26 protein-coding genes, 1 tRNA gene and 1 other RNA gene are annotated in these 26,043 nt (G+C 54.9%); 15 read left to right on the plus strand and 13 right to left on the minus strand.

Annotated elements, in window-relative coordinates; all coding sequences use genetic code 11:
• The first annotated feature begins 6 nt into the window (after nt 1–6).
• Together G0Q06_RS00450 and G0Q06_RS00455 are read left to right on the plus strand one after the other, a co-directional pair.
• Nucleotides 7–1,281: a peptidase U32 family protein gene (locus G0Q06_RS00450; protein WP_163961364.1), complete on the plus strand. Its 1,275-nt coding sequence runs from the start codon at nt 7–9 to the stop codon at nt 1,279–1,281.
• A complete protein-coding gene (locus tag G0Q06_RS00455; protein ID WP_163961366.1) occupies nt 1,278–1,508 on the plus strand; it encodes a ferredoxin in 231 nt (76 codons plus the stop codon). The genes G0Q06_RS00450 and G0Q06_RS00455 overlap by 4 nt, the downstream gene beginning before the upstream one ends.
• Here G0Q06_RS00455 and sufT read toward each other — a convergent pair.
• Genes sufT through G0Q06_RS00480 form a run of 5 tightly spaced genes read right to left on the minus strand, consistent with a single transcriptional unit; the run spans nt 1,505 to nt 6,130 of the window.
• Nucleotides 1,505–2,059: a putative Fe-S cluster assembly protein SufT gene (gene sufT, locus G0Q06_RS00460; protein ID WP_163961368.1), complete on the minus strand. Its 555-nt coding sequence runs from the start codon at nt 2,057–2,059 to the stop codon at nt 1,505–1,507. The genes G0Q06_RS00455 and sufT overlap by 4 nt on opposite strands.
• 29 nt (nt 2,060–2,088) lie before the next feature.
• Nucleotides 2,089–3,399, minus strand: coding sequence for a Fe-S cluster assembly protein SufD (gene sufD / locus G0Q06_RS00465; protein WP_163961370.1), 1,311 nt, complete (start codon nt 3,397–3,399; stop codon nt 2,089–2,091).
• Nucleotides 3,400–3,450: 51 nt separating this feature from the next.
• Complete coding sequence (sufB, locus tag G0Q06_RS00470) at nt 3,451–4,857, minus strand: Fe-S cluster assembly protein SufB (RefSeq protein ID WP_163961372.1); 1,407 nt, start codon at nt 4,855–4,857, stop codon at nt 3,451–3,453.
• A gap of 25 nt (nt 4,858–4,882) precedes the next feature.
• Complete coding sequence (gene sufC / locus G0Q06_RS00475) at nt 4,883–5,641, minus strand: Fe-S cluster assembly ATPase SufC (protein ID WP_163961374.1); 759 nt, start codon at nt 5,639–5,641, stop codon at nt 4,883–4,885.
• Between the two features lie 48 nt (nt 5,642–5,689).
• Nucleotides 5,690–6,130, minus strand: a complete 441-nt coding sequence (locus G0Q06_RS00480) for a Fur family transcriptional regulator (protein ID WP_163961376.1) — start codon at nt 6,128–6,130, stop codon at nt 5,690–5,692.
• Nucleotides 6,131–6,269: 139 nt separating this feature from the next.
• Here G0Q06_RS00480 and G0Q06_RS00485 point away from each other — a divergent pair, with 139 nt between their 5' ends.
• Entirely contained in the window at nt 6,270–7,403 is a 1,134-nt protein-coding gene (locus G0Q06_RS00485; protein WP_163961378.1) for a helix-turn-helix transcriptional regulator, read from the plus strand.
• Nucleotides 7,404–7,474: 71 nt separating this feature from the next.
• Nucleotides 7,475–7,822, plus strand: a complete 348-nt coding sequence (locus tag G0Q06_RS00490) for a hypothetical protein (protein WP_163961379.1) — start codon at nt 7,475–7,477, stop codon at nt 7,820–7,822.
• 39 nt (nt 7,823–7,861) lie between these two features.
• Here the strand turns inward: G0Q06_RS00490 and G0Q06_RS00495 are convergent, their stop codons facing one another.
• A complete protein-coding gene (locus tag G0Q06_RS00495; protein WP_163961381.1) occupies nt 7,862–8,629 on the minus strand; it encodes a hypothetical protein in 768 nt (255 codons plus the stop codon).
• Between the two features lie 151 nt (nt 8,630–8,780).
• Between G0Q06_RS00495 and G0Q06_RS00500 the strand changes: the two genes are divergently transcribed.
• Nucleotides 8,781–9,305 carry a hypothetical protein gene (locus G0Q06_RS00500; RefSeq protein ID WP_163961383.1) on the plus strand — a complete coding sequence of 175 codons (525 nt, stop codon included), beginning with the start codon at nt 8,781–8,783 and terminating at the stop codon, nt 9,303–9,305.
• 20 nt (nt 9,306–9,325) lie between these two features.
• Here G0Q06_RS00500 and G0Q06_RS00505 read toward each other — a convergent pair whose 3' ends face one another.
• Entirely contained in the window at nt 9,326–9,967 is a 642-nt protein-coding gene (locus G0Q06_RS00505) for a hypothetical protein (protein WP_163961386.1), read from the minus strand.
• Between the two features lie 177 nt (nt 9,968–10,144).
• Nucleotides 10,145–10,543, minus strand: coding sequence for an acyl-CoA thioesterase (locus G0Q06_RS00510; protein ID WP_163961388.1), 399 nt, complete (start codon nt 10,541–10,543; stop codon nt 10,145–10,147).
• Nucleotides 10,544–10,640: 97 nt separating this feature from the next.
• Here G0Q06_RS00510 and G0Q06_RS00515 point away from each other — a divergent pair, with 97 nt between their 5' ends.
• Nucleotides 10,641–11,627 carry a beta/alpha barrel domain-containing protein gene (locus G0Q06_RS00515; RefSeq protein WP_163961389.1) on the plus strand — a complete coding sequence of 329 codons (987 nt, stop codon included), beginning with the start codon at nt 10,641–10,643 and terminating at the stop codon, nt 11,625–11,627.
• A gap of 70 nt (nt 11,628–11,697) precedes the next feature.
• Complete coding sequence (locus G0Q06_RS00520; protein WP_163961391.1) at nt 11,698–13,014, plus strand: ammonium transporter; 1,317 nt, start codon at nt 11,698–11,700, stop codon at nt 13,012–13,014.
• Nucleotides 13,015–13,058: 44 nt separating this feature from the next.
• Here G0Q06_RS00520 and G0Q06_RS00525 read toward each other — a convergent pair whose 3' ends face one another.
• Complete coding sequence (locus G0Q06_RS00525; protein ID WP_163961393.1) at nt 13,059–14,117, minus strand: Gfo/Idh/MocA family protein; 1,059 nt, start codon at nt 14,115–14,117, stop codon at nt 13,059–13,061.
• A 123-nt stretch (nt 14,118–14,240) separates the two neighbouring features.
• Between G0Q06_RS00525 and corA the strand changes: the two genes are divergently transcribed.
• Nucleotides 14,241–15,488 (plus strand): magnesium/cobalt transporter CorA, encoded by a 1,248-nt coding sequence (gene corA / locus G0Q06_RS00530; RefSeq protein ID WP_163961395.1) that lies wholly within the window; start codon nt 14,241–14,243, stop codon nt 15,486–15,488.
• A 16-nt stretch (nt 15,489–15,504) separates the two neighbouring features.
• On the opposite strand, the gene lipA is transcribed toward corA, so the two are convergent.
• The gene (lipA, locus tag G0Q06_RS00535; protein ID WP_163961397.1) at nt 15,505–16,386 is read right to left on the minus strand and encodes a lipoyl synthase; all 882 of its coding nucleotides are present in this window, start codon (nt 16,384–16,386) and stop codon (nt 15,505–15,507) included.
• Between the two features lie 2 nt (nt 16,387–16,388).
• On the minus strand, nt 16,389–17,219 hold the full coding sequence (lipB, locus tag G0Q06_RS00540) for a lipoyl(octanoyl) transferase LipB (protein WP_238710176.1): 831 nt from the start codon (nt 17,217–17,219) through the stop codon (nt 16,389–16,391).
• A 10-nt stretch (nt 17,220–17,229) separates the two neighbouring features.
• Here lipB and G0Q06_RS00545 point away from each other — a divergent pair, with 10 nt between their 5' ends.
• Entirely contained in the window at nt 17,230–18,765 is a 1,536-nt protein-coding gene (locus G0Q06_RS00545; protein WP_163961399.1) for an ABC transporter substrate-binding protein, read from the plus strand.
• Here the strand turns inward: G0Q06_RS00545 and recN are convergent.
• Nucleotides 18,753–20,420, minus strand: coding sequence for a DNA repair protein RecN (gene recN / locus G0Q06_RS00550; protein WP_163961401.1), 1,668 nt, complete (start codon nt 20,418–20,420; stop codon nt 18,753–18,755). The genes G0Q06_RS00545 and recN overlap by 13 nt on opposite strands.
• 146 nt (nt 20,421–20,566) lie before the next feature.
• Between recN and G0Q06_RS00555 the strand changes: the two genes are divergently transcribed.
• The 6 genes from G0Q06_RS00555 to G0Q06_RS00580 all read left to right on the plus strand — a co-directional run bounded on the left by G0Q06_RS00555 (nt 20,567) and on the right by G0Q06_RS00580 (nt 24,268).
• Nucleotides 20,567–21,781 (plus strand): aldo/keto reductase, encoded by a 1,215-nt coding sequence (locus tag G0Q06_RS00555; RefSeq protein WP_163961403.1) that lies wholly within the window; start codon nt 20,567–20,569, stop codon nt 21,779–21,781.
• 140 nt (nt 21,782–21,921) lie between these two features.
• Nucleotides 21,922–21,998, plus strand: a tRNA-Val gene (locus G0Q06_RS00560).
• Nucleotides 21,999–22,097: 99 nt separating this feature from the next.
• Complete coding sequence (locus G0Q06_RS00565; RefSeq protein WP_163961405.1) at nt 22,098–22,628, plus strand: glycine cleavage system transcriptional repressor; 531 nt, start codon at nt 22,098–22,100, stop codon at nt 22,626–22,628.
• A 33-nt stretch (nt 22,629–22,661) separates the two neighbouring features.
• Nucleotides 22,662–22,760, plus strand: an RNA gene (gene ffs, locus G0Q06_RS00570) — signal recognition particle sRNA small type.
• A 42-nt stretch (nt 22,761–22,802) separates the two neighbouring features.
• Nucleotides 22,803–23,936, plus strand: a complete 1,134-nt coding sequence (gene dnaX / locus G0Q06_RS00575; protein WP_163961407.1) for a DNA polymerase III subunit gamma/tau — start codon at nt 22,803–22,805, stop codon at nt 23,934–23,936.
• Between the two features lie 20 nt (nt 23,937–23,956).
• Nucleotides 23,957–24,268: a hypothetical protein gene (locus tag G0Q06_RS00580; protein ID WP_163961409.1), complete on the plus strand. Its 312-nt coding sequence runs from the start codon at nt 23,957–23,959 to the stop codon at nt 24,266–24,268.
• Nucleotides 24,269–24,524: 256 nt separating this feature from the next.
• Here G0Q06_RS00580 and G0Q06_RS00585 read toward each other — a convergent pair whose 3' ends face one another.
• Nucleotides 24,525–26,030, minus strand: coding sequence for a peptidylprolyl isomerase (locus tag G0Q06_RS00585; protein WP_163961411.1), 1,506 nt, complete (start codon nt 26,028–26,030; stop codon nt 24,525–24,527).
• Nucleotides 26,031–26,043 lie beyond the last annotated feature (13 nt).

Below are 26,043 nucleotides of genomic sequence, written 5' to 3' on the forward strand. Positions count from 1 at the left end.
ACTGTGATGGAAGTGATTCAAAAGAATGAAAGTCCTGTTGTGGAAGTCCTTGCCCCTGCTGGTTGCTATGCCTCGCTGCAGGCGGCAATTGATGCGGGGGCGCATGCGGTCTACTTCGGCTTAGCCCAGTTGAATATGCGGGCACGCTCGCGCCGTTCCTTTCATTTAAAGGATCTGGGGGAGATCATGGAGCGTTGCCGTGCAGGAGGGATTCGCGGCTACCTGACCTTGAACACGCTTCTTTATGATCATGACCTGAAACTGTGTTACAAGTTGCTTGAGGCGGCCAAGGCCCACGGGGTAAACGCGGTCATTGCCTCGGACATGGCCTGTATCCTGAGGGCGCGTGAGCTCGGACTGGAAGTGCATCTTTCGACGCAGTTGTCGGTATCCAATTTTAAGTCCTTCAAGTTCTACTCCCAATATTGCGACCGCATCGTGCTGGCCCGGGAGCTGAACCTTTCCATGATCAAGCGCTTGCATGAGCAAATCCGTGAAGCTGGTTTGACCGGGCCAGGCGGCCGACCAATGGAAATTGAGGCGTTTGCCCACGGGGCTCTGTGCATCGCGGTTTCCGGGCGCTGCGGGATGTCGCTTTATACCGATAACGCATCCGCCAACCGGGGAGCCTGCATCCAGAACTGCCGCAAGGAATACATCGTCAAGGACAAGGACACCGGGAAGGAGCTGCAAATTGACAATAATTTTGTCATGTCGCCGAACGACATCTCGACAATCGAGTTCCTCGACAAGCTGGTTGAGGCAGGTGTCCATACCTTGAAAATTGAGGGGCGCGGTCGCCCGCCGGAATATGTCAAACTGGTTACGCGTGCCTATCGCGAGGCCGTGGAGGCCATCCGGGGTGGAACCTACGGGGAAGACTTTGTTGCCTCCGTTCTGGATGACTTGAAGAAAGTCTACAACCGGGGCTTGTCAGACGGGTATTATCTCGGGCGCGAACAAGGCTGGTCGGGCGTCTATGGCTCGAAGGCGACCCGGCAAAAAATTCAGCGGGGAAAGGTCAGCCATTACTACTCCAAGCTCGGGGTGGCGGAAGTGAGGCCCATCAATCCGGTTTCGGTGGGTGAGGAGTATGTGATAATCGGGGAGACCAGTGGTGCCGTCGAGGGTGTCATCGAGATGATGCAGACGGACGAGGGCGAAACGCAAACGGCCCAGGCCGGTGAAGTGTTTTCAATCAAGGTGGCCCAGCGGGTCCGGGAAAATGACGCCTTCTACGTACTCTCTCCCGTCGAAACACCTGGCGCCGGTCAATCATGAAGCGTATCCGGATCGCCCACAAAAAGCAGGAGTGTATCGGCTGCGCCCTGTGCGCGGAGGTAGCGCCAGCTTACTTCAAAATGGATGAGGAAGGCGAAGCCCAGCTCGTCCAGATTGTGCACCAGGACGCGACCTTTCAGTACGGGACTGGATTTGAGGAAGACCGGGATATCCTGAAACAGGCGGCGGACGGGTGTCCGGTGGACATTATCCGGGTTGATTGCTAAATCAGCCCCAATTCCATTTTGCCTTCTTCGGAAATCATATCCTGGTGCCACGGGGGATCCCAGACGATATCCACCTTTGCCTCGGCAACACCCGGGACCTGCTCAACCTTGTATTTGGCGTCCTGCGCAATGGCTGGACCCATGCCACAACCGGGGGCCGTCAAGGTCATGTTGACTTCGACAAAATAGAGGCTTGTGCCGGGATCCTGGCGGATCTCCATTGAGTAGACCAGGCCGAGGTCCACAATATTCACCGGAATTTCCGGGTCATAGACCTTTTTCAGCGCTTCCCAGACGCGCTCGTCACTCGGTGGACGGGCGTGGGCTTCCGCATCATCGGTCGTTGCTTCAGGCTCTTCCGGCAATTCCTCACCGATAGCATCCGCTTCGCTTCCGCGGATCTGTGCCATTCCACCCTCCCAAGTGACGGTGAAATTCCCACCCAGCCGATGGGTAATGGAGACAACCGTCCCCGAAGGGATGGTCACCTGGTCCCCGTAAGGAACAATTGTAGCGGTAATATCGCGACTGACGGTACGTTGTGAATCCATAATGTCTGGGTAATCAGAAAGAGTCTGGTTTAACCGGCGAATTTCATTTGTACGAGTTCCCGTGCATAACTGACAAGCTCGGGGTTATCCAGCTTGACAATAATCTCCTCGAAATAACCAAAGAGCATCAACTCCTGTGCTTTCATCCGTGGGATTCCCCTGGCGAGAAAGTAGAACAATTCCGACTCATCAATCCTGCCAGTTGTCGCGCCATGCGAGCACTTGACGTCATTGGCCTTGATCTCGAGCCCCGGAAGTGAATTTGCCTCAACGTCCTCACTCATCATGAGATTGTTGTTGGTCTGGTAGGCATCTGTCTGCTGGGCATCCTCCTCGACAATGATCAAGCCAGAGAAAATGGTCCTGGATTTGTCCATGAGGGCGTTCTTGAAAAGCAGGTCACTGCGGCTGTTTGGCGCAATGTGCGTCTGGAGGGTCCGTTGATCGAATTCCTGTGATCCATTGGGGACATTCAGGGCGTGCATTTCGACATTGCTTCCAGAGCCAAAGATCTTGCCGTGGATTTCCTGTCGGGCCTGCGCACTGCCGACATTAATCAGCGTACTCTTGGCCTCGGTGTTTCCTTGCGCATTGTTTGTATTCAGTTGGAAACTGAGCGTATTCAAATTCCAATTTTGAACAATAGTGTGGCTTGGCTTGGCTCCGTCCTCCGCGTAGAGGTGGGCATTTGCGACCACGAGGTGACTGGAATCCTCATTTGCACACTCCTGGAATTCAATCAGGTTCGCCTTGGAATTGCGGCCTGTGATAAAGAGGGTGTGCGGGAAAATTGTTCCCTTGTCCTTCAAGGCCCAGTTGTAGACGACGAACGGATCCTTGATCTCGACATCGTCCGGCACATAGAGAAAGACCCCGTTTCGCAGAAGGGCCACGTGCAGAGCCTCGAATTTCTCCGAGCCCAGTTCCGGGGATTGCTGCATGAAGTATTTCTGCACCAGCTCCGGGTGTTTCACAATGGCGTCAACGAGAGTCGTGAAGATCACTCCTTTCCCGGCAAGGCTTTCCTCAAGATAAACCGGGCTGACTTGTGAATCGTCGACCAGAATAATTCTTCCGGAAACATTCTGGAAGCGTTTCGACTTATCAACAATATCCGCCGCATCGGGAGCGCCGCCCGTGACAGCCTCAAAGCGGTCCATCTCGCGGATCCGCTTGAGGTTGGCAAAGCGCCACTTCTCGTTGGTGCGGACAGGCATGGGAAGTTCAAGATAGCGCGACCATTCCGCCCGCTGGCGATCGCGGAACCAGTCGACATCTATTCCGGAAAGCTCCTGATGGATTTTGAATACTTCCGGATCGTCCAGTGTTGGATTTGGCATAGTGAGTGTTTCAGACATGATGTGTCGTTATAAATTGGTTACAAAATTCTATTAACCGACCGAGCCTTCCATCTCGAGATCGATAAGGCGCTTCAACTCGACGGAGTACTCCATCGGGAATTCCCGAATCAGGTCATTGACAAATCCGTTCACGGCCAGGCTCATGGCTTCGTCCTCGGGGATCCCCCGTTGCATCATGTAGAAGATCTGTTCGGCGCTGACCTTTGAAACGCTTGCCTCGTGCTGGACCGTGCTCTGGTTGCCCCGAACGGTGATGGCGGGGTAGGTGTCCGTGCGCGAATTTGAGTTAATCAATAAGGCATCGCACTCCGTGTTGTTCTTACAGTTCTTCAAGTTGCGCGGAATGTTGACCACGCCCCGGTAGGTTGACCTGCCCTCGCCAATTGAGATCGACTTGGAAATGATGTTTGAGGTCGTGTTGTCCGCGGCGTGAATCATCTTCGCACCCGTATCCTGGTGTTGGCCGTCGTGGGCAAGGGCGATCGAAAGGACCTCCCCGCGCGCTCCTGGACCGCGCATGACCACACCCGGGTACTTCATCGTCAGGCGGCTGCCGATGTTACAGTCGATCCATTTGATTTCGGCATCGTCCATTGCCATGCCGCGCTTGGTGACAAGGTTGAAGACATTGGCAGACCAATTCTGCACCGTGATGTATTGGATTTTCGCACCCTTGAGGGCAACCAATTCGACCACGGCTGAGTGCAGGGTGGAAGTCTCGAATTTGGGAGCGGTACAGCCCTCCATGTAAGTGACCTCGGCGCCTTCATCGGCAATAATCAGTGTTCGCTCAAACTGTCCGAAGTTTTCCGCATTGATTCGAAAATACGCTTGAAGCGGTTGCTTCACCTTCACCCCCGGAGGGATATAGATAAATGATCCGCCGGAGAAGACTGCGCTGTTGAGCGCACTGAACTTGTTGTCGCCGATGGGAATGACCTTCCCGAACCACTTGCGGAATATTTCCGGGTGGTCCCTGAGCGCTTCGGTCGGCCCGGTGAAGATTACGCCCTGCTCGGAGAGGTCCTCCTTCATGTTGGAGTAGGAGGCTTCCGAATCAAACTGGGCCTCGACGCCGGCAAGATAGGCACGCTCTTTTTCCGGAATGCCGAGGCGCTCGAAAGTCTTCTTGATATCGTCCGGAACCTCATCCCAGGTGCGGGACGGGCGTTGCCCTTTGGAAAGGTAGTAACGGATCTTGTCGTAATCGATTGAGTTCAGGTCATCGGATGCCCAATGGGTCGGCACCGGCTTGTCCTGAAAAATCTTCAACGCCTTCATGCGGAATTCCTTCACCCAGTCTCCCTCCCCCTTGACTTTACAGATGTAATCAATGGTGGATTCATTCAGGCCGACTCCGGCATCAAATTCGTATGTTGTATCGTAGTGAAAATCCCCTACGTCTCTTTCGACGTTCAGGTCGGGTGTGGTACTCATGGTGTTATCTTTCCTTTAAATGGTGTTAAGCTGTGACAGCATCAAAGTCCTTGACCCAGTCATACCCCTGCGATTCCAGCTTCTCGGCCAGCTCGGGCCCACCGCTTTCCACAATCCGCCCGTCGAACATGACGTGCACCTTGTCCGGCACGATGTAGTTGAGGAGGCGCTGGTAGTGTGTGATGAGAAGGACACCCAATTCCGGGCCGCGCATGGCGTTCACTCCTTCGGCGACAATCTTCAGGGCATCGATGTCGAGACCGCTGTCTGTTTCATCGAGGACCGCATACTTTGGCTTCAGCATTGCCATTTGGAGAATTTCACAGCGTTTCTTTTCCCCGCCGGAAAATCCCTCGTTGACCGAGCGGCTGGTGAAGGCCCGGTCGATTTTCAGGAGATCCATTTCTTCGTATAATTCCTTGTAGAAGTCGGGTGCGCTGAGCTTTTGGCCATCTTCCAGCCGAGCTGAACGGGCCGCGCGAATAAAATTGGCGATGCTCACGCCCGGTATCTCACTGGGATACTGAAAAGCCATGAAGAGGCCGGCGCGGGAAATTTCATCGGCTTCCATGCCGACAATTTGCTCACCGTTGAGGAAGACCTCGCCACTCGTGATTTCATAGTCTTCATGGCCGGCAAGTGCCTTGGCCAAGGTACTTTTGCCAGTCCCGTTGGGACCCATGATGGCGTGTATCTCGCCTTGCGGAACCGTGAGGGAAAAATCCTTCAGGATCTGCGTTTCGTTAATGCTGACATTAAGTTTTTTGATCTCGAGTGCGTTCATATCGTGTTCTGTAAGAATTGGTGTGTGTTATTAAAGTGTTCTGGCTCTTTAGTCCGAGGACTGGTTATTTGCTTTCCCGTGAAAGTAGAGCTCCATGCTGTCGGCTTCATATCCTTCTGGAAGGACCTTCTTCAGGCGGTCCATCAGGTCGGTCGGAAGGTCAACATCATAGACGCGTCCGGTTTTGCGATCCTGGAAATGGGCATGCTCCGATAGGTTTGGGCAGAATCGAGTGGGTTCCCGCTCGTAATTCACGGCACGGACCAGTCCACAACCAACAAGTGTCTCAAGGCAGTTGTAGACTGTGGCCAGCGAAATGGTAGTCATGCTCTTTTTGGCCCGGGCATATACTTCGTCAGCAGTGGGATGGTCCCGTTTCGTCAGGAGGATCTTGAAGACATGCTCGCGCTGCCTTGTTGAGCGCAGACCATGATCGGTGAGCGCTTTGTCCAAGGCTTCCTGGGCTTCGGTTGGAAGGTTTTTCAGCATGAGGGGATAAACTTAATTAGAATAATTCCAATTTTCAACAAGCGAGGACAAAAATTCTGGAAAAAAGGAAAAACGGACACGGGAGAGCGTGCGAGGAAGCTGGACAACAGGCGCCAAAGGCCTCAGACATGGGTGACCGATGACGAAGAAGGAACAGAGCAGCCGGCCGCCCCTGAGGCGGATGATGGAAATCCATAAGAAGTTGTTGGATAACAAGTTGCCCAATTGCACAAGCCTTGCCAAGGACTTGGAGGTCTCAACCAAGACGATCCAGCGGGATCTCGAATACATGCGTGACCAGCTGGGCATGCCGATTGAATATGATCCCGGGGAGCACGGGTATTTTTACACCGAATCGGTGGTCAGTTTCCCGACACTCTCGGCGACGGAGGGGGAAGTGCTGGCCTTGTTTGTGGCTCAGAAAGCGCTCTCGCAATATCGCGGGACGCCTTTTGAGGAGCCTCTGGCGGCAGCCTTTGAAAAGCTGGCCTCAACGATGGAGCGAGAGATCACGGTCGATCCCGGGGAATTATCAAAAGCGCTCTCCTTTCACCATACGGGAGTTGCGCTGACGGACATGGAGGTTTTCAAGCAGGTGACGGAAGGTCTGCAGAAAGGGCGGGAGCTGACCATCTCTTACCGCAAACTGAACGCGAGCCGGCCTGAGCGCCGCCGGGTACAACCCTACCATCTGGCGAGCATCGACGGGCAGTGGTACTTGTTTGCGAACGACCTTGGACGGAAAGACATCCGGACTTTTGTCCTTGGGCGGATTGAGGGGGTGCTCGAAGTGGGAAAGCCCTTTGATAAGCCGGAGGACTTTTCCATTACAGACCGCCTGATGGGATCGTTTGGGGTCTATTCGGGCGAGGGAGACCACGCGGTGAAAATTGAATTTGATGCCTTTGCGGCGCAACTGGTGAGGGAACGCCAATGGCATTCCAGCCAGACCTTGCGCGAGCGCGATGGCGGCTGTGTGGAGCTTGGCTTGCGCCTGGACTCGCTCGAGGAAATCGAACGTTGGATTCTGAGTTGGGGGAGCCATGCCCGGGTCATTGGGCCCCCGGCATTGCGAGCCCGCGTCAAAGAGGCCTTGAAGGGGATGCAGGAAGCCTATTCGGAAATGCCGCGTTGGATGGGAGAGTTGCATGAAGCCGCTCAGGCGCGCCAACCGGAGCGAATGCTGCAGCTGATCATGGCCATGGATCGTCCGCCGGAGCATCCGGCGCAAATGCAATTCCGCGCATTGCTGGGTCGTCCAGCTGGAAAGTGATCCGGATTTTGGTTATTCGTCCCGGTCTCGGACAACCTGTGTCTGAGGCTGAATGCTAGAGTGGCGTCCTTATGTGGCTCGCAACTCAACATGGATTCTACAGCATCGTACAAAAGGCCCCGCAGGAGTATCATATCCGCGCCCGTTTCCGCAATGACCTGGACAACCTGCTCCAGCTCTGCGGTCTCCGGCTGGAGGTGCATTGCTGGGAGCAGGCGGACTATCGCTATCGGATCATCGCTAACCGGAAAGAATTCCTCGCGGCCATGGCCAGCTTGGCCATTTTCCTCGATTACCCCAATTTCAAGTCACGGATTGCAGAAACGCCCGATCAACGGGAAAAGCTGTCAGCTTTCCATGAGATCTGGCACATTCTGGCCCAGCTCCAGAAGGACGAGAGCAAGGCCGCAAGGCGTTAATGGCCGCTCGGGAACGAGCTGGTGGGACAATTTCCTCGGTCAGGCTTCCGGGCTGGCGTATTTGGCCACGGATTCAAAGAGCTGCCGGGCAAATACCCCGACCGTGAGGATGACCGATTGCAGGTCGGTATCGGAAAATATGATCCGCTCCTCTTCGCTGAAGGATTTCGTGTAGGTCCGAATATTCGCAGGCTGGAGATTGTGCGGGCTCTTGAGGGAAGGCGCGGCATGGACAAGTTCCAGCTCAAGCTGCTGGTTGGCCCCGAGCTGTGCCTTCCTGACAACACCGCCTTGCGTGACGAGGGCCTGTAGGCAGAAGGCGAGAGAGATAATGGAATCCTCCAGTTCGCACATGACCTTGTAGGTCGTCTCGATGCGATCGAATTTATCCTCAAGACGCACCTTGATGAATTCCTGTTGGGCCTGTTGTGCAGCCTTTTGCTGTTCCTGGGTCAGCTCATTTCCACCGGATTCCCGCTTTTCCTTGATCAGGGCGAGGAACAGGTGGGTGTTGTTGAGGCAGGTCACGGTGAGATTCAGCGCATCATTGATCACTTGGCGCAGGAGAAGATCACGCGCGTGCGCCTGCATTTGCTCAAAGTTCTGATGCAGCTGGGGGACCGGCATGACGCCCGCCCGAGAAATGAGTTCGTTGTAGGTGTTTTCGCTGCCAAGCCCGCGTGTAGCGAGATTGAAGGCCAGCATGTCGAAGTGCCGCTGGACCCCGGCCATGAACTGATTGGCCATTTGTTGCAGGTTCAATTCACGAGGTTGTCCCGGATTGGGTGGTGTTGGTTGATCGGACATCTTTCTCTATTAGGAGACTTTTGAAGCTCAGCGCCAGAGTGGATTCACTTTATGGCGCCTTTGTTGGGTTTTGTCTGCCATAGAAGGCTTGTCAAGCCGCCCCCGCCGAGATTAGGATGATTGTTCGCAGTAACATCTAACAAGGAACATTATGAAAAAACCATTCTTATATCTCATTGCATTTTCGATAGCATTTACCGGCTGCGGCAAAAAGGAAGATCCAGCCATGGAGGCCGCCGCTTCTGAAGCGCCCGCAGAAGAAACAGTGGAAAAGGCCATGACTGAGACCGCCAACTCTTTGATGGCCAGTGGAACTGAAGCAGTTGAAAAGGCCGTTGAAGTTGCCGCGGCGAAGGTTGCCGAGGTCGACTTTACCAATCTTAGCTGGGACGACGTTTCGACTGTTTCCTTCGAGGACAAGATGAAGCTGGCCAGCTGGGCAACGGGACAAGCGGATTCATGGAAAGGCAAGCTGACGGAAGCCGCAGCAGGACAGGGTTTGAACATGCTCAGCAAAATGGGTGACAGCGGCTGGCAAGGGGCCCTCGCAAAAGTCGTGGAATCCATCAATGCGGTCCGTGAATCCTCCCCGGAAACTTACGAACTGGCTCGCGGAGCCCTGGTTAGTGCGTGGATGACCTTTGAGGAGCAGGCCAGCTCTTTCCTGGGAAAATAATTCCGCAGTAACGCTTTAGTCTATTTGAAGAGCCCGAGGAACAATTTCCAGAAATCCTCGGTTCCGATGCTTTTCACCTCCGCATCAAGCGCAATTTGCATCTCCTCGTAGGTGCGGATCTCCGGGCTTGCCTGGAGAACGGCAACACGGGAGCTGTCGACGCGTTCAAGCGAGAGGGCACCGCTCCCGTTTACCTGAATTGACCAGATACCGGGCTGGAGGGTCCGGTAGATGGCTTTGCCGTAGCTCAATTCCGGGGATTCCCAGTCAACCGTCTTCCAGATCGGGTCAATCACAAGGGCTCTCCCTGGGGGAGTAGAGGCATCGAAGACCCGGCGAATCCAGATACGCCCGTTACCGACAACATAATCCACATAGAGTTCCTCCTTCGGACTGAAGGGGGTGGGCACCCGCCTGATGGAGCCGTCCACAGTGCGGACAAGGACCGCGACGGCGTCAGCAGTCACCTCGAGTTCCGTTATGGCGGATTGCCGGACGGCGGCATTATATTGTTCAGCGAGGGCCGAGTACTGGCTGGCAAGGAAATCCAGCTTTTCGCGGTAAATCCGGCTGGTGATTTCCTCGCGCATCCAGAAGTACCCGCCGAGGACAATGGCCACGGTGAGAAGGGTTGGAACGATGGCACGGGTGAAACGAAGCATGCGATTACCCTACGAAAATCGCGAGCTGAAGCGATGCAAAAGTGGAGGAGTGGGGGAGAGTCCCCAGGCAGGTTTATCCGTTAATAATTCTTCCATGATTTCCGCAGAGCAGAGTTGCTTGGTTTGGAAGCGGGCCTGTGGCCCGTATCGAGATTCTATAACGCCCCTTGATAAACTTTATTTAAGCAGGTGTTCCAGCTCCTTTGGGAGCATGGGACGGCCCTTGTCATTCATGGCGGCCGTGAGGACCTTTGCCTGAACGATCAGCTTCTCATCATCGAGGCGGACAATTTCCTGGATGAAGGCAAAGCGGATCCGTGAAACGCGTTCCAGCTGGAGACTGACCCGGAAGCGGTCACCGCTCTTGAGGGGATATTTGTAGTCGATCTCAATCCGCGTCACGATCAGGAAGATACCGCGGGCGGTCACTTCGGCAAAATCGACCCCTTGTTCCTGCAGGAACTTGTGGCGGGCGTGTTCCAGATAGTGCTGGTAATTGGCATTATTGACAATCCCCTGGAGGTCGCACTCGTAATCGCGGACCTCCATATCACAGCTGTATTGGGCCTCTTCCATTATGTCACCGTGACACTATTTCCTGCTTGCGGCAAGCGAACCGGCTTCCATCGTTGGATTTTCCAACCAGCCTCTATAACCCCAAATATATCAATTCGTGAGTGAAAAAGCTCCCTGGATAACCTACCGGCCTGAACTTCGGGTTCTGGATTGCACAATCCGTGACGGTGGACTGATTAACGATTCCAACTTCACCGATGATCAGGTGAAAGCGGTTTACACGGCCTGTGTCGAGGCGGGTATCGATTACATGGAGATCGGTTACAAGAACTCGCCCAAGGTTTTTCCAAAGGAAAAGTATGGTCCCTGGCGGCATTGTGACGAGAAGGACCTGCGCCGGGTCGTGGGCGACCACACTGCGAAGAAGACGGGTCTCAAGCTTTGTGCGATGGCGGACGCCGGTGGCAAAAGCGACTGGAACAAGCAGATTCTTCCCTGCAAGGACAGCGTTTTGGACATGATCCGCGTGGCGTGTTACGTGCACCAGATCTCCGAGGCTCGCGAGATGATCGAGCATTGCCATTCCCTCGGCTACGAAACCACGCTCAACATCATGGCCGTTTCCGTGGCTTCCGAGGCGGAGATCAGCAAAGCCCTTGAAATTGGCGCGCAAACTTCCGCCGGGGTGGTCGTTGTCGTGGACAGCTTTGGCAATCTCTATCGCGAGCAGGTGGATTACCTCGTGAAGAAGTACATGAAAGCGGTTGAGGGGGCAAAAATGGAGGTTGGCATGCATGCGCATAATAATCTCCAGTTGGCTTTCGCGAACACGATTGAAGCGATCATTCTTGGCTGTAACCGGGTCGATGCCACGATGATGGGGCTCGGCCGCGGGGCTGGCAATTGTCCAATGGAGCTGTTGCTGGGGTTCCTCCGCAATCCCAAGTTCAAGCTGCGACCGGTCCTCGAGTGCATCCAGAATACCATTCTTCCCATCCGCAAGGAATTCGACTGGGGACCTTCCATTCCCTACAATATCACCGGGCAGATGAATCGCCACCCGCGCAGCGCCATGGCCTGCCGCGCTGGAGATGCGCCCGATGATTACCTGGCCTTTTATGACCAGACAATTGCGGATGTATAACCTTTGCCAGATTGCCTGAATTGGCCCGGTTTTTGCTTGCTTTTTAGCTTTCACTCAACCCCACAAATCAATGATAAAGACACTCTGGAAATCGACTCCGTTTCTTTCTGTATTCACGCTTTTCCCGGCCCTTTTGCAGGCGCAGGAGCTGCCCGAGGTGGCAACAATCAATACCGGCGACACCGCCTGGATGATTGTCGCCTGTGCGCTGGTCCTGTTCATGACACTGCCGGGCCTAGCCCTTTTCTACGGAGGCCTTGTTCGGGCGAAGAACGTGCTCAGCGTATTGATGCACTGCATGGCCATGGCGGGCCTGATGTCCATCTTGTGGATGGTTTTTGGCTACAGCCTGGCATTTTCAGAAGGTGCCGGCGGCTTGAACAAATTCATTGGCGGGCTGGATTTCACTTTTTTGCGCCACATGGACGTGAATACCGTCAACGGGTCGATTCCGGAGCCGGTCTTTATCATGTTCCAGATGACCTTCATCATCATTACCCCGGCGCTGATTGTGGGTGCTTTTGCTGAGCGAATGAAGTTCAGCGCGATGCTCCTTTTCCTCACCTTCTGGACTATTTTCTCCTATTTGCCGATCTGCCACATGGCCTGGGGCGGTGGCCTTTTTGCGGACTGGGGCGTTCTTGACTTTGCCGGCGGGACGGTTGTCCACATCAATGCCGGGATTGCCGGTCTTGTTTCCTGTATCATGCTGGGCAAGCGGACGGGCTATCCCAATGATCCGATCAAGCCGCACAACCTGCCACTGGCGGTAGTGGGTGGCAGCATGCTCTGGGTCGGATGGTTTGGATTTAATGGCGGGAGCCAACTGGCGGCCGACGGCGTGGCCGGGATGGCTGTCCTTGTAACGCACCTCGCCACTGCGATGGCCGCCTTGACATGGATGTTCATTGAGTGGTTCCGTCACGGTAAGCCAAGTGTCCTTGGTGTGATCACGGGCGCAGTTGCCGGATTGGTGGCAATTACGCCAGCCTCGGGAACAGCCGGGCCTGCAGGAGCGCTCCTGATTGGTTTCTGTTCCAGCGCGGTCTGCTTCTATTTTGCAACCCGGGTCAAGAAGAAGCTCGGTTATGATGACAGCCTGGATGTCTTTGGCGTCCATGGTGTTGGCGGGATCATCGGGGCCATCCTGACCGGCCTGTGTGCCGCGTCCTTCATGGGCGGAATTGGACTCGATGACGGTGTGAGCGTTGGTGCACAAGTCTGGTCACAGACCTTGAGTGTCCTTGTGACCATCGTCTGGAGTGGAGTTGTCTCTTTCGTGGTACTCAAAGTTGTCGACCTGACCGTTGGCTTACGGGTCAGTGAGGACATCGAAGTGGCAGGTCTCGACCTTCGTCTTCACGACGAACAAGGCTACGAGATCTAGGTCGGCTCAGACGACCCCTTCCTGGTACGCGGAAACCGGTTCGGTCAATCGAGCCGGACTTCCCGTCCTGTAGCTGAAGATTCGGCGATAGCGTCGAGAATGCGCTGCACGACGAGGGCTTCCTCCGGCTTCACGCAGAGTGCCTCCTGACCGAGCAGGTGATTGACGAAATTGTGAAATCGATCAGGCGAGTAGGGGAGCTGCGCCTCCGGGTTTTCAATTACCTCATATTGCCCGGGTTTATCCGCGTATTTGAAAAGCTTTGCCGGGAAGCATCGCGCGCCGGCTTCGGTGCCGTACAAGTGCACATCGTTGCGGTTATCCTCTTCGGCATGACAGGCCCATGAAACATCCAGTGTGACGGTTGCACCGTTCTTGAAACGGACAAGGGCACTGGCAAAATCGTCCACATTAAATTCGGGATGTTCCCGTTCTGAATGGCCCCAGTCGCCCTCACCAAGGCCTCGATTGCCGAATTTGGTGTAAGTGGATCCGGTCACGCTGACAGGTTCAAAGTTGCTGCTGGTAAAGAGGGCGAGGTCAAGAAGGTGGACACCGATATCGTAAAGGCTGCCTCCTCCGGAAAGCGCTTTGTTCCCAAACCATGTTCCCAGCTTGGGAATACCGGAACGCCTGAACCAGAATGCCTTTGCGTGGTAGATTTCTCCCAGGACCCCGTCTTGTACAAGCTGGTGGATCTTCAGGCTGTCCTTGTTAAAGCGCTGGTTCATGCCAAGCGTAAAGACCTTGCCGGTTTTTTCCGCCACCTCCACCACTTCCTTCGCCTCGCTGTAATTCAGGGCAAACGGCTTTTCAAGAATGACATGCTTGCCTGCTTCAAGAGCCTGCTTGGCAAGCGGTGCATGAAACTTATTGGGCACTGCAATATAGACCGCATCCACTTCCGGGTCCGCAAACAACTCACCAGCTGTTTCATGGGCCCGTGGGATGGAGAATTTGCGGCGCAGTTCTTCCACTCGCTCCTGATTCAGGTCCTGTACAGCGATAACCTTTGCCTTTGGATGGCTGTTAATCGCCTTGGCACTGAATTGGGCAATCTGACCGGCCCCAATAAGACCGAATTGAATGGAGGAATTTCTCATGAAAAAGATCTGTCGTGTTTGTACTAGAGTAACTGGATAAATAGACCTTTATTAATTGGGCCCGCCGAGCGCTCCAAGTCAAGCAAGCCCTTTCAGGTTCCCGGACATCCCCAAAATACCACGTTGCCTTCGACCTCAAAAGCCTACATGGGTTGTAGCGTGAAACGGCATGTGGAAGATTCAACAAAAACGGTCGGACAAGTAACGACAGGTGCAATAGCCAAGACCGCTGGCTTTTTCACCTCCCGGATAATCGGCTTGGGGAAGGATGTTTTTCATCCCTTTAAAAAATCGACGAACCCGCTTTCAACGCCCGTGCCGGAACCTGGGGCCGCACCGGGAATTGAACATTACCTTGCAAAAGGCGGGCCAGCGCAGGGCAAGTCGCGGATAACCTGCACCGACTATGGGCCGGACCATCACAGGGTCGTTCACTTTGAGACAGTCGATGAATTGCTCTCGACGCCCCGGACTCCCGAGGGAACAGTTCGATGGATTAATGTAGACGGGCTGAATCCGGTCGATGTTGATCAAATCTGCAAGCAGATGGGTGTTCATACCCTGTCTGCCGAGGACGTTTTGAATACCAGCCAACGCCCGAAAATCGAGACCTTTGAGGACCATCTTCTTGTAGTGGCCCGACAAATACGCGTTCAGGATGACCGGCTGAGAAATGAGCAAGTCAGTCTCTTCTGTTTCAGGGATGTCTTGATTTCCTTCCAGGAAGAGGAGGGGGATGTTTTCGATTCCGTGAGGAAACGAATTGAAAAGCCCGCCTCCCGGTTCCGCTCGAACCTGGCTGACTATCTGCTTTATGCCCTTGTCGACAGCATTGTGGACCACCTGTTTCCCCTTCTGGAAGGTTATGGGGCCGCCTTGGAGGATCTGGAGGAGGAGATCTCCCAGAGTCCGCGTCCATCATCCCAGCGTCGCCTCTTTTCCATGAAACGGGATCTTTCCCTTCTGCGCCGGGCCGTCTGGCCGATTCGTGAAGTTGTTGACGGACTTTATCGGGATGACTCCGGGCTGATTGCCGATCCCCTCAAGACCTTTCTTCGGGATGTCCAGGACCACGCCATGCAGGTGATCGATCTTCTTGAGGGTTATCGGGAAACGGCCTCCAGCCTGAATGACTTGTACCAATCATCCGTGGGCAACCGGATGAACGAGATCATGAAAGTCCTGACCATCATGGCCAGTTTCTTCATCCCAATCACTTTCATTGCCGGTGTCTATGGAATGAATTTTGAGTACATTCCCGAATTGGGGTGGATGTACTCGTACTTTGTCTTCTGGGGAGTGTGCCTGACTGTAACAACCAGCCTGGCGGTTTATTTCTGGCGCAAGGGTTGGATTGGCAGGGACCGGTAATTTATCGGTTTCCCGATCAGGCGCTGACAGCAGCTTCTTCGTTTGAACGGCTATATCGATCGGATTGTTCATCCGCATGGTAGCTTGAGCGGACCAAGGGACCTGATTCGATCACTCCGATACCGAGCTTCAGGCCAAATTCCTTCCAGTGGTCAAATTCATCGGGCGTGACCCAGCGGAACATTTTCCGGTGCTCCTTGGAAGGCTGGAGATATTGACCAATCGTCAGGATATCGACCCCGATATCGTGCAAATGACGCAGGGTTTCCTCAATTTCGTGCTCTTCCTCGCCAATGCCCAGCATGATCCCGGACTTGGTCGTGAAGCCACGCGACTTGGCATGTGAAAGGACCTTGGAAGTGATTTCCCAGGAAGCGGTCTTGCGAACGGGCCGTTGAAGCCGCTTCACCGTTTCCATGTTGTGGTTCAGGATGTCCGGCTTGGCATCCAAAACAATGTCCAACTGGTCAAGCCGTCCCCTGAAATCGGGAATGAGGACCTCAATGGCGGTCTCCGGATTGCGGTAGCGGATGGCCCGAATGGTCGCCGCCCAGACGGAAGCCCCACCGTCTTTCAAATCATCCCGTGCAACGGAGGTGACCACGGCATGCTTCAGATTCATCTTCTGGATGCCCATGGCCACACGTGCCGGTTCAGCCAAGTCGAGCTCGGTGGGCCGTCCAGTGTTGATCGCGCAGAAGGTGCAGGCGCGCGTGCAGGTATTGCCGAGGATCATTACCGTTGCGGTCCGGCGGCTCCAGCATTCGCCCATGTTCGGGCACTGGGCGCTTTGGCAGACTGTATGCAGCGTGTTGTCGTCAACGATCTCACGCGTTTTCCGGTATTCCGGGCTTGTCGGAAGCTTGGCTCGAAGCCAGTTGGGTTTGCGACCATCCATATTCAGGTACGGTTTCCGAAAAGGTTCCAAAATTCAAGAATCAATCGAGATTTTACCTGTCCGATTAAAGGCGGGGCCTCGCATTCCTGCTCCAGCGAAGTCACGGACCCATCGGTGATTCCACAGGGGACAATTCCCGCGTAATGGGCCAGATCAGGATTCACATTCAGGGCAAACCCATGGTAGGTAATCCAGCTTTTGACGGCCACTCCGATGGCTGCGATTTTCCGATCCTTGATCCAGATCCCCGTTTTGCCCTCCCGGCGGGTCGCGTTGATACCAAAGTGACCCACCGTCCGGATCAGGACTTCCTCCAGCTCGCGCAAGTAGGCATGCAGGTCCTTCCGTTCGCGAAGGCTCATGATGGGATAGCCCACGATTTGGCCTGGTCCGTGGTAGGTGATGTCGCCTCCCCGGTTGGTTTTCACGACCTCAATTCCCTGGCTTTCCAGCATGGATTGCGTCCAGACCAGATGATCGCCTGCCCCCTGCCGCGCCCCGATGGTGAAGACCGGCTCATGCTCGGTCAGGACCAAGGTGTCCGCACAGCCTCCGGCTTTCCGGTTTTCAACAAGCTCCAGTTGCCGGTCCCACGCCTCGCGGTAGGCGGTACGGCCCCAATCCACGGTTTGTTGCATGCCCACACTGTCTTGGGGAGAGGCGCTTTTGTCCACTTTTGTCGGGACTTTTTTGGGGAGAGGCACTTTTGGCGTTTCGGCCAGATTGACCTTCACAGTTGCAGTCAGGATGGAATTTAATTGCCTGTTCTTTATGAAGTGTGTCGTGCGGGGCGTGATATTGTTGGGATTATGTCTGTTGGCCGGGTGTTCCAAGGTGGGCACTGTGACGGAGGGGAATATTTTGCGAGTGGGTAACGGCGGTGAGCCGCGTGATTTGGATCCCCACACTGTGACAGGCTCTCCCGAGGTGAATATTATCCAGTGCCTCATGGAGGGACTGGTTGCCTACCACCCAACCAATGACGAGATTCCGCATCCCGGAGTGGCGGAGCGCTGGGAGGTTTCCGAAGACGGCCGAATCTGGCGCTTTTTCCTGAGGGAAGGCGCGCGCTGGAGCAATGGCGATCCCGTGCTGGCGGAGAACTTCGTCTACTCCTGGCGCCGGGTTTTGAATCCGGGACTGGGCAATGAATATGCCGACTGGATGTATATGATTGAGGGAGCGGAAGCCTACCACCGTGGTGAAATAGAGGACATCTCAACCGTCGGGATCGCCGCTGAGTCGGAACGGGTTTTCCGGGTTACATTAAATGAGCCGGTGGCGGATTTTTTGAAGATGCTGCTCAATCACACATTCCTGCCCGTGCACCCGCCAACGATCGAGGCCCACGGCGGAGCAGGGGTTCGTTCCAGTGGTTGGACTGCGCCGGAGAGTTTTGTGGGCAATGGACCTTTTAAACTGGTTGAATGGAGTCCCGATTCAGTCATCCGGCTTGAGAGAAACCCCTATTACTGGGATGCCGAAACGGTCCGCCTGGACGGCGTGGAATACTATCCGATCAGTGATGTGAACACGGAACTCCGCGCGTTCGAGAGCGGGCAGCTCCATGTGACAAATGCTGTGCCGGTTAACATGCGTCAGGTGTACAAGGAGAGATTCCCGGAGAAGATTCGCTTCGATCCCTTTGCCGGGGTTTATTTTTATCGCGTGAACACGACACGCCCGCCGATGAATGACGTCCGGGTCCGCAAGGCACTTTCCCTGACCATTAATCGGGAGCAGATCATCCGCCGCCTTTTGCAGGGAAATGAGCGGGTGGCAACGGCGATGGTTCCCTCGGGGCTGGGCGGCTATGAATCGCCGGTGCGGGATGTGTATGATCCCGACAGGGCACGGCAGTTGCTCGCCGAGGCGGGTTATCCGGGCGGGGAGGGCTTCCCTGAAATTGAGTTGCTCTTCAATACGAGTGATAACCACCGGAAGATTGCTGAGGCTATCCAGAATATGTGGCGGAATGAGCTAGGTATCGATATTTCACTGACAAACAAAGAGTGGAAGGTCTACCTGAATACGACAAAGGAAATGGATTACGACATTGCCCGGGCGGGCTGGATCGGGAACCTGTATCCGTATTCCTTCCTGCGCACCCTGCTTTCCTACAGCCCGAACAATGATACCGGTTTTTCCAATCCTGAATATGACCGGATCCTATCCGCCTCCACACATGTGATGGACCGGGCTTCCCGCCTTGAGATGGTCCGGCAAGCCGAGGAGATCATGCTCGAGGCCGAGCCGATCATTCCGGTTTTTTGGTATACGAATGTGTTTCTCATTGATCCACGGGTACGCAACTGGGTCTCGAAACTTGTCAATCAGCGCCCCATGAAGCTGGTCTATCTCGAGGATCAGGAGGATTGACCGAGCAAGGCTTCCGCGTGTTTTCTTGCGGACTTGGAGGTGCGATCACCCAGCATGCGCGCAAATTCATCCAAGCGGCGGGTCTTGTCGTCGTTGAGGCATCGGATGGAAACAGTAGTCGCCTTGTCGGACTGGTCCTTTTCCACAAGGTAGTGATTTTTCGCTACAGCAGCAACTTGTGGGAGGTGGGTGATACAGAAAACCTGGTGGTCCTGCCCAAGGTCGGCCAGTAATCCGGCCACTGAGGTTGCGACCTCTCCGCCGATATTCGAATCCACTTCATCAAAAACGAGAAGCGGGGTAGCGTCGACGGCCGCAAGGACCGACTTCAGGGCGAGCATCACACGGGCCATTTCACCGCTTGAGGCAATCTTGTTGAGTGGAAGCTGATCGCTCCCGGGGTTCGGGGAAAAGGTCATTCGGCATTCACAGTCGCCGGATGGACCGAGCTTTTCACGGGCGACAATTTCAATGGAAAGTTTCGGGTTCTTGAATCCGAGTTCCTGCAGAAGGGACTGGCTCTGCTTGCCCAGTTTATGGGCAGCCTTGAGCCGGATCGAGCGCATGGCCGCCGCCAGCTTGGCCAGTTCGGACCGTTTCTCGTCCGCTTCCTGCTGAAGCTTTTCAATTGTTTCCTCGATATTGCCCTGCAAGGAAAGCCGCTCCGCCATTTGTTCCCGTTTAGCGATAATGGTCTCAACCGAGGCGCCATAGCGCCGCCTGATATTGAGCCATTTGTCCATGTCCGCCTCAATCTGCTTGATCTGGCGCGGGTCAAAGTCGGCATCATTGGCCAGTTCCGCCCATTCACCGGACAAATCGTTTGCTTCAATAACGAGTGATTCCACCCGGTCGGCCAATTGAGCGGCTGAGGGGTCGAGCTCAGCAAGCTTGCGGGCCAAGGGGAGAACAGACTGCAGTTGGCTGCAGATGCCCTTGGAACCAAGAAAGCGTCCGTCAATCTGTGAGCAGGCCTCCTTCAATTCCTGGGAACTCGAAATACGCCGGAAATCCTGTTCCAGCTGGCTGATGCGCTCATCCGTCAGCTTGAGCTCATCGATTTCCTTGATCTGCGAGTTAAGAAAGGCGGCCTCCTCGGGCGAAAGGCGCGTTTCCTTCCTCAGGTCCTCAATCCGTTCCAGCTGACCACGCCAGTCGCGGTATTCTTTCCGGTAGGCGGCCAAATCCTTTTTCAGGCCTGCAAAGAGGTCCAACAGGGCAAGTTGTTCCGTCTCATGAAACAGCTTCTGGGGCTCGCCCGGTCCATGGAAATCAATCCATTGCTTTCCAATTTCCTGAAGCTGGGTCTGGGTGGCCATAGCGCCGTTGATCTGGATGCGCGACGGCTTCGATTTGGAGACAATTCGACGGAGGAGAAACTGGCCTTCTTCGCAAAGCGGCAGCCCCATCTGTTCTAGAAGGGAGTCCAACTGGGCGGATTCCGTGAAATGAAAAGCCGCCTCGAGGGTGCAGGTATCGGTTCCCTGCCGGATCAGCGTCTTGTCAGCCCGTGCCCCGGATAAAAGGGAAAGGGCACCCAGCAGCACCGATTTGCCCGCCCCTGTTTCGCCAGTGACGGCGGTGTATCCCTTTTCGAACTCGAGGGACACTGCATCCATCAGGGCGAGGTTTTCAATTCGAAGGGTGTGCAACATGGATGTCAAAATCCTCTCGTAAAGACGCTGAGACGCAACGGATTTTTTTAGTCAAAAACAAGGGGTGAGAGATTATTCCTGCACAAGGTTTGACCAATTCCGCGATCCTCGTAAATGCTAATGCCATGGCATCTGACAATCGTTCCATGCAATATCGACGTTTTGGTCGGACGGGTCTCTCCATGCCGGTTTTTTCCTGTGGTGGAATGCGCTATCAGGACGGCTGGGAGGATAAGCCGCTGTCCGAGATTGATCCCAAGACCCAGGTGAACCTGGAGGCGACAATCAATCGTTCCCTTGAAGTGGGGATCAACCACATTGAAACTGCCCGTGGGTATGGGTGTTCAGAACGCCAGCTTGGGCAGTATTTTCCAAAGCTGGAGCGCGACAAGCTCATCATCCAGACGAAGGTCGGGCTGGATGCTGATTCGGATGTGTTCTATGCCAATGTCCTCGATTCACTCGATCGCCTTCAATTGGAATATGTCGACCTGTTGGGCCTTCACGGAATCAACAATGAGGAAAAGCTCGGTTGGGCGATCCGCCCCGGCGGTTGCTTTGAGGCGGCTCAGCGGCTCCGCAGGGAGGGCAAGTGCCGCTTTATCGGATTTTCGACTCACGGGTCTGTCGAGGTGATTAACAAGGCAATTGCCTACACGGAGCCAAAGAGCGGCGAAAGCCTCGATTACATCAATCTCCACTGGTACTACATTTACCAGGAGACGCGGTCCTGCATCGAGGCGGCCACTGCGCGGGACATGGGGATCTTCATCATCAGCCCGAGTGACAAGGGCGGTCAGCTATACAAGGCGCCACCGCTGCTGCATGAGCTCTGTGAGCCGCTCCATCCGATGACTTTTAATGATCTTTTCTGCCTCATTAACAAAGAGATCCATACGCTCAGTATCGGGGCGGCCCGGCCCTCTGATTTTGAGGAGCATCTCGATGTTTTACCCCATTTGAACGCCGATGCGCCCGCTCTCCTCCGGCCGATCCTCAAGCGGCTGCAAACGCGCTACGAGGAGAAGGTCGAACCGGAATTACGTGATCCGTGGGCTCTCGGTCTGCCTCCAATCAAGGATATTCCCGGCCAGATCAATATTGGCCGGATTGTCCAGTTGCGGAATCTAGCCCGCGCCTATGACATGACCGACTATGGCAAGTTCCGTTATAATCTGCTCGGAAATGCCGCTGACTGGTTCCCAGGGCAGAAAGCCAGCCCGGAGAATATCGATCCTGTCCGCTCCGAGCTTGAGGCACTCTGTTCAAGCCTTCCAACGGGCAAAAAACTCCTTTCCATCATTGAGGAAACGCACGAGCTGCTCTTCGAAAAGGAAGCCAAGCGGCTGAGCGAGTCGTGATTTTGAAGGGCTGCGATATGTCGTAGCTTTGGATGTCAGCAACGTGTTTCTGCACCTCAAGACTTTGAATCCAAGTCTTGACAGACACGCTGGCATCCTCAACTTCTCCTCCTTTGTGGCGATTATCGCCCTTGGATAACGGGGGATTAGCTCAGTTGGTTAGAGCGCTTGCATGACACGCAAGAGGTCGCTGGTTCAACTCCAGTATCTCCCACCATCCTTCGCCCCTCGCTTCGCTCAGGGCTTCGGATGGCAAGCAACTGGATACGTTATTCCGTGTTGCAGAATGCATCTCCCCGATTCTATTCTGGGCGATATGAACGAAGTACTTCTCACCCTGATCGGCCCGGACAAGACCGGGATAGTGGCCACCCTGGCGAGGATTGCCACAGAGCATGGAGGAAACTGGCTGGACAGCCGGATGATGCGGCTTGGAGGATCCTTTTCAGGAATTCTCCGAATCAACTTGCCCGGTGACACCATGGAGGCCTTTTCCGCCGAAGCTACTGGGTTCCTTGAAGAAAACGGTTTCCAGTGTTCGGTTGAAGTGGCAGACAGCGAGGATGGCCCGGTTGAAGGGACACTTGCCAACTTGCAGCTTTCCGGCCAGGACCATCCCGGGATTGTCTATCGGATCTTTGAGGCGTTCCGGAAGGCAGGCGTGAATGTCGAGGAATTGAGTACCGGTTTGCAGGCGGCACCCTGGTCAGGAACCCCGATTTTCGAGGCCAAGGCCCGATTGCGTCTGCCCAAATCGGTATCGCCGGAATCACTACAAGACGATCTGGAGGAGCTGGCCAGCGACCTGATGGTGGAGATTACGCAAAACTTCGGAAAAAAGGGTTGAAATCCGGATGGGGATGCGGGAACGTGAAGGTTGGGCCGGGTCCTATGCAACGTCGGGTTGGTGAATTCCGCCAGGGCCGGAAGGCAGCAACGGTAGCCTGCACCCGGGTGTGCCGTAGGGTGCCTGGCCCTCTTTTTTAACTTTTTTCAATTATCACCCCGGAAACAGAGTAGAATGGCGGAATACCAAGTGATCGCCCGCAGATGGCGGCCCCAGCGATTTGAAGATATCGTGGGGCAGGATCACATTGTCCGGACGCTTCGCAATGCCATTGAGAATGAGCGCATTGCCCACGCCTACCTGTTTGTCGGCCCACGCGGGACCGGCAAGACCTCCACGGCGCGGGTCTTCGCAAAGGCCTTGAATGCAGAAGGCGGGCCCAAGAGCAATCCCTCCGACGAGACGGAGATCAGCCAGGCCATCATGAATGGCAGCTGCATGGACGTGATCGAGATTGACGGGGCCTCCAACAATTCCGTTGACCAGATCCGTGCCCTGCGTGAGGAGTGCCAGTACGCTCCAGCCCAGTGCACTTTCAAAATCTATATAATCGATGAGGTGCACATGTTGTCGACCTCCGCCTTTAATGCGCTTCTGAAGACGCTTGAGGAGCCACCGGCACATGTGAAATTCATCTTCGCGACCACGGAAGCGCAAAAGGTCCTGGCGACAATTGTTTCGCGCTGTCAGCGCTTTGAATTTCGTCCGATTTCCGAGGAGGTTCTCGTTGAGCGGCTGACCCAAATTGCCAAGTCCGAGAAGGTGAAAGTGGATGAGAAAGCGCTCTGGTCGATTGCCCGGCTGGCCAGCGGTGGCATGCGCGATGCCCAGTCCATTCTCGACCAGATGATTTCCTTCTGCGGGACAGAGATTTCCGAGCAGGATGTGCTCGATGTCTACGGGTTGGTCGGATCATCCCGGATCGAGCAGCTGGGCGAAGCCATGGGCAAGGCGGATTTCCCGACTATCGTCCAGCTCGTTGAGACTTTCAGTGCCGAAGGCCGCGACCTATATCGGGTTCTTCTTGATCTGGAAACCCTTGTCCGTGAATCGCTTATGGAAGCAATTCAGGGTGGCGGTAAATCCTCGAAGCTGGGAGCGAGCCTCTCCTCGGAGTCGCTCCTGCGCATGCTCGACGCGCTTCAACAGAGTGAAACTGGCCTGCAAAAAGGCCTTTCCGAAAAGGTGAACTTTGAGGTGGCGCTCCTTCGCGCAGTCGAGGCCAGCCAGGTGCGGGCCATCGATAATCTCGTCCGTGAGCTCAAGGGCCTTCAGGATTCCGGTGAGAGCGTAAAAAAAAACGCCTGATTCCTGAGAACAAGCGGGGCTTGACGCCCATTTTCCTGCCGGATGAGCCGGTATCCGTGGCCGCAGTAGAGAGCGCGGATGTCCCCGATGAAGCCCAAGCGCTTCCCGATGAGCTCGAAACACCCGCGCTGGACGACGTTGAGGACCCTGCTGATTTCGAAGAGGAAGCAAATGAATCCGAGCTTCCCGGCGAGGAGATCTTTGATGTGCGGGAACCGCTCCTTGATCTGGAAAGTGCAATCGAAAAAGTTCCTGCCTCCTTGCGCAAGGAAATGGAAGATCTTCTTCGGGCGGAGTTCCGTGAAGTGATCCACTGGCAAGAGCCGAAGTAGGGCCTCGTTCCGGCGCCCCGTCAGGGCGCCATGTCGTTTCCGCGCACAAAACCCAGGCATCGGTCCCCGCGTTGCGGGTCCCTCAACCTGGGCTAGATCCGCCAGCCCTTCGGGCCGCGGGGGGAAACAGGGAAATAGTTTGCTGGCTCGAGCAATGGCCCAACGGGCCGGAATATGTAGCCGATGCTGACGGACCCGCAACGCGGGAACGGATGCCTGGGGCTAAAAACGGGCGCCCCGTCAGGGCACGGAAATATTACAAGTCCGACTCGATTACGAACCCGGAGTTGTCACCATCAAAGACATAGAACCAGCGTGAGGTACCATCGCCGTTGCCTGTGTCTTCAATATACTCGACCCACTTTCCGAGGGAGAATACGTACATTTTCGGGTAGAGCCCGCTAAAGGTGTAGAGATACGATTCCAAATTGTAATCGTAGTACATGGTGCCATTCAGGAGCTGGCTATTCGGGTTATCCGGATTGCTGCGGTACTGGTAGAGTTCCACATACTGGTGCCCGTGGTTTTCATGGACAATCCATGGGAAAGTTTCAGCGTAGAAGGATCCATACCACGGGCTTGCAAGAATACCACCTTGTTGGATGGTGGCAGTCGGGAATTCGCTGAGCGCGGCAAGATTGAAGGAGATCAGGCTAACCTCAAAACTGGCACTTTCGCCGGACCCGTTGGTTGCGGTGACCTCGACTTGAGCTTCCCCGCTGTCGAGTCGCTTCACGACCAATTCTGATCCGTTGATCTGAATATCAAAGCTGGCGCGGTTGGCGGCCTCCTCATCAGTCACCTCCCCATCGTCATCGACAAATGCCCAGCTGTATGTGAGGCCCGAAGGATCACCGTCCGAGACGGAGATGGAGGTAAAGCGAACATAGCTGGCTTTCTCATTCCATGCGGGCGTGTACATCGGAAGGGCCGCAAAGGGCAGGCCACCGAAGATGTTTGGTTGTCCGTTCGACTTGACCGATGAGAGGTCATACGTGTCCGTATTGGCGAAATCATCGAGGATCGGCTGGCTGGTCTCTGGCTCGATCAATTCCCCAAACACGGTGTAAGCGCTGCCGAACGCATTCGAATTGTTTTCCAGGTTAATAAAAAACTGGGAAGTGGCGGAATTCAGGGCGGAGGTACGCGCCATGGCAATGGTTCCCTTGGTGTTGTCCCGTGTTTCCTCAAAGGTGATTGCTGGACGAGTGTCTACCCATTCGAGAAGGTAATCATCGGTATCGTATAACCGAAATCCTCCAGATTGGATTATTGGCAACGGGTTGAAAGTTTCCAAGCCATTCACACCGATGCGACGCCCGGTGGATTCGTTGCGGTGAACAATGGTGTTCGAGAGAGCCCCGTCGTCGGCATAGGTTTTGAAATTGGCCACCGTAAGTGGAGCCTCGTCACCAAGCAGCTGGAATTGCACCTGATGCTCAGTCCATTCAAAATCATTTGCGCTGACGCTGTAAGGATCGTCGTAGGAACCTCCGGAGGCCAGCTTGTAGGACATCAGTTCGACTGAATTTGAGTCGACAGAAAAGATTTTCAACCCCTCCGAGACCGGCTTGCGGATATTCAGGGTGGCTACCGGACCCGGCGCTGGGTAGGTCTGGAAGAAGTCCTGAAGGTCGAGCTGCAGCGTGTCTTGATCCTGAGTGAGGTTCTCAAACGGATACAGGCGCGTGTTCAGCAGGACGGTTTGTCCAAAGGCCGACGTGGCAGTGAGAATGAGGAGAATAGTTAAAAGCGGGCGCATAATGGTTTTCGGA

The sequence above is a fragment of the Oceanipulchritudo coccoides genome, assembly GCF_010500615.1.
In the GTDB taxonomy this organism is placed as follows: Bacteria; Verrucomicrobiota; Verrucomicrobiia; order Opitutales; family Oceanipulchritudinaceae; genus Oceanipulchritudo; species Oceanipulchritudo coccoides.